This window comes from Arsukibacterium sp., from assembly GCF_033722355.1.
Lineage (GTDB): Bacteria > Pseudomonadota > Gammaproteobacteria > Enterobacterales > Alteromonadaceae > Alishewanella.
The window spans coordinates 1-3621 of sequence record NZ_JAWVZF010000219.1 but is presented as its reverse complement, the minus strand read 5'-3'; the positions used below and the strand labels follow the sequence as shown (position 1 = coordinate 3621).

General features: G+C 51.4%; 3 protein-coding genes. 1 reads left to right on the top strand and 2 read right to left on the bottom strand.

The genetic code is table 11. The features are described from left to right. A partial coding sequence (dnaG, locus tag R3177_RS13920; protein WP_318971616.1) for a DNA primase occupies window positions 1–1693 on the bottom strand: 1693 nt, incomplete at its 3' end. Window positions 1694–1835: 142 nt separating this feature from the next. After that, a complete protein-coding gene (gene rpsU / locus R3177_RS13915; protein WP_019675131.1) occupies window positions 1836–2051 on the bottom strand; it encodes a 30S ribosomal protein S21 in 216 nt (71 codons plus the stop codon). 238 nt (window positions 2052–2289) lie between these two features. Between rpsU and tsaD the strand changes: the two genes are divergently transcribed. Next, window positions 2290–3303, top strand: a complete 1014-nt coding sequence (gene tsaD, locus R3177_RS13910) for a tRNA (adenosine(37)-N6)-threonylcarbamoyltransferase complex transferase subunit TsaD (protein ID WP_318971615.1) — start codon at window positions 2290–2292, stop codon at window positions 3301–3303. Window positions 3304–3621 lie beyond the last annotated feature (318 nt).

Genomic DNA, 3621 nt, shown 5'->3' with positions numbered 1-3621 from the left:
CGGCCTGGGTCAGCTGTTTTAATTTATCTTTTCTCTCCAGTGCTTCCAGCCGTTGTTGCAGGTACTGATCTTCAATAGAGTGAAACGTGTCCAGAAATTCAGCTGACAACTGTTCCGGTGCTATCTGATGTTGCCACGCCGCCAGCTTTAACAGGATGGCATGCTCTGGCAGATCCCGCCAGTATTCCAGCAATTGTGCCGTGGTCAGTCCCGGCTTATCCAGTAAATGCTGCTGTACGGCCAGCAGCAGCTTAATACCCGGTATCTCGGCGCCGGCTAATTCAGGGGCGTAGGGCATCACATTAACCAGTTCCGGCGTTTGCAGCAGCAGGGCAATGGCCCGGCGCATCGGTGTCATTTTAATGCTGGCAGGAGCTGGTCTCGCCTGAGGCCGTTGGGGGGCCGGCTTTAAGCGTTCGCTGGCTCTGCCCAGCAAATTGTCCAGTTTTTGCTGCAATGTTTCCTGATAAAAACTACTGGGAATTTGTTTAATCAGTTCACTGCCTCTTGCCATCAGTGCTGATTTGCCACCATCGGTATTGGCATCAAATTCCTGTAATAAATGTTCGAATAGATACTGACTTAACGGCAAAGCCCGTTCCAGGCGCGCCATAAAAGCAGCTTTACCTTCTTTTTGCACCAGTGAATCAGGATCTTCACCATCAGGTAAAAACACAAAACTCAGCTCGACGCCATCTTTCAACTGTGGCAGGGCATTTTGTAAAGCCCGCCAGGCTGCATCGCGGCCGGCGCGGTCACCGTCATAACAGCAAATCACTTTCGGGCTGTAACGAAACAACGTATGCATCTGATCTGACGTGGTGGCTGTACCAAGGCAAGCTACCGCAAAGCGGATATCATGTTCAGCCAATGCCACCACGTCCATGTAGCCTTCCACCACCAGCACCTGCGTTAAGTGGCCAGGCTGCTGGCGGGCCTGATAAAGACCATATAATTCACGGCCTTTATGAAATAAGCGGGTTTCCGGCGAGTTCAGGTATTTGGGCTGACCATCATTTAAAATACGGCCACCGAAGGCAATCACCCGGCCACGTTTGTCATGAATAGGAAACATCAGCCGGTCGCGGAAAAAATCGTACTCACGACCGTTATCGTTGCGGTTAACCAGTTTAAGTTCTACCAGTTGATCCTTTAGGCTTCTGGGTTTGCCCTGGCTTAAATGCTTTAATACACCATCCCAGCCATCGGGCGCATAACCCAGTTGAAAATCACTGATGGTTTGGGCAGACAAACCGCGGCGCTGCAAATACTGCTGCACTGCCGGACCATTGGCATGCTGCTGCAGTTGCTGTTGGTAATAATCTGCGGCCTGTTGCATCAGACTGTAATCGTCGGCCTGAGCCGCTGGGCGGGCCGGGCCTTTACCCTGTTCACGTGGCACGTCCATATGCAACTGTTTGGCAAGCTCTTCAATGGCTTCAACAAATTCCAGCTGCTCAAACTCCATCATAAAGCTGATGGCGTTACCATGGGCACCACAGCCGAAACAATGATAAAACTGTTTGTCTGGACTGACGGTGAATGACGGGCTTTTTTCGTTATGAAACGGGCAGCAGGCAGCGTAGTTTTTACTACCTGCTTTTTTTAACGGTACGCGTTGGTCGATCAGTTCAACGATATCTGTTCTGGCGAGCAGATCATCAATAAACTGACGGGGTATTTGTCCTGCCACTGATGTCCTTTATATGGTTTCCAGAAAAAGACAAACCGTGCTCAAAGAACACGGTGTGCAGATATCGGCCTGACGCCTGATTGCGAACCTGCTTAAATGAACCGCTATACGGCCGGGCAGGTTAACGCCGGTTGACTGTAACTTAGTACAGGCGGATCCGACGTGCATTCTCGCGAGAAAGCTTTTTAGCATGACGTTTTACCGCTGCTGCTTTCTTGCGCTTACGAACCCAGGTTGGCTTCTCGTAAAATTCTTTAGCGCGTACATCAGCTAATACGCCAGCTTTTTCACAAGAGCGCTTAAAACGACGTAATGCTACGTCAAAGGGTTCGTTTTCTTTTACTTTAACAACAGGCATTAAATTCTCACCTCGGTCAAACTTGGTTATCAGTAACCAATTACGATTAAAAATGGTGCGGCATTTTACGCAAAAACCCCTACCAATGTAAAGCGAATAAGTGATCTTTAATCAGATCTTCTGGCTCTGCCGGGGTGAAGTCGTTACAATGCGCGCGGTAAAGGCCGGCAAGTTTACCTGAAGTTACCGGCCAGATCTTATTATTTGCTGATTATTTTGCATGATTTTTGGGTAGGCGATGCGCGTATTAGGTATTGAGACATCCTGTGACGAAACCGCAATTGCGGTCTACGACGGCGAGCAAGGGCTGTTAAGCCATGTATTATACAGCCAGATCCCACTGCATGCTGATTATGGCGGCGTGGTGCCTGAGCTGGCGTCGCGTGATCATGTAAAAAAAACCCTGCCATTAATTAAGCAGGCGCTAGTGCAGGCCGGCGTTAACGCCAGTGAAATCGACGGCGTCGCCTACACTGCAGGGCCCGGCTTAGCCGGTGCGCTGTTGGTTGGCGCCACGATTGGCCGCAGCCTGGCTTATGCCTGGCGAAAGCCGGCGCTGGCCGTGCACCATATGGAAGGCCATTTGCTGGCGCCGATGCTGGAAGATAACCCACCGTCTTTCCCGTTTTTAGCGTTGCTGGTATCGGGTGGCCATACCCAGCTGGTGGGGGTTGAGGGTATAGGTCGTTATCAGTTACTCGGTGAGTCAATAGACGATGCGGCAGGTGAAGCCTTTGATAAAACCGCCAAGTTAATGGGGCTGGATTATCCCGGTGGTCCGCTGCTGGCGAAGCTGGCGCTGCAGGGGAACAATAAAAAATATAAGTTCCCGCGGCCAATGACTGACCGGCCCGGGCTGGATTTCAGCTTTAGTGGTCTGAAAACCTCTGCGGCCAATGTTATTGCCAAAGAAGGTAACAGTGAGCAGGTGCAGGCAGATATCGCGGCATCGTTTCAGCAGGCCGTGGTCGATACCTTAGTGATTAAATGCGAGCGGGCGCTGGAGCAAACCGGTTACCAGCGGCTGGTGATTGCCGGCGGAGTAAGCGCTAACGTATCGCTACGCGAGCAACTGGCGGTACTGTTAAAGCGGCGCGGCGGCGAGGTATATTATCCACGCAAAGAGTTTTGTACCGACAACGGAGCCATGATTGCCTATGCCGGTTATCAGCGGTTAAAAGCAGGGCAGCAGCAAGACCTGACGATTGGCGTAACCCCACGCTGGCCCATGCAGGATTTAGCGCCGATTTAAAGAGAAGCGCTTTTTAGAGCTGAAGGTTGGAATCCCGATTTGGGCGCCACAGAGTGTCTGAGTGAGTGCGCCAGCGCGAGCGAGTTGCTGGGGCGAGCCAAGGCGGGAGTTGCAACCGGAAGCCCTGATTATTAAGCCGGATTCCAACCTCGCTTTATGAGTCTTGAGACTTGTTTATTCGCGAATGCGCTTGCTCTTATCCCACACTTTGCTTTCTTTGCCCTGATACAGCCGGACAATATTTTCGCGGTGGCGGGCGATAATCAGAATGCTCAGCATAATGACCGGCACGGTATATAACGGTTTGATCCACCAGGT

Coding starts and splice junctions, on each gene's coding strand:
- rpsU (WP_019675131.1), bottom strand. CDS start 2,051: ATGCCTGTTGTTAAAGTAAAAGAAAACGAACCCTTTGACGTAGCATTA.
- tsaD (WP_318971615.1), top strand. CDS start 2,290: ATGCGCGTATTAGGTATTGAGACATCCTGTGACGAAACCGCAATTGCG.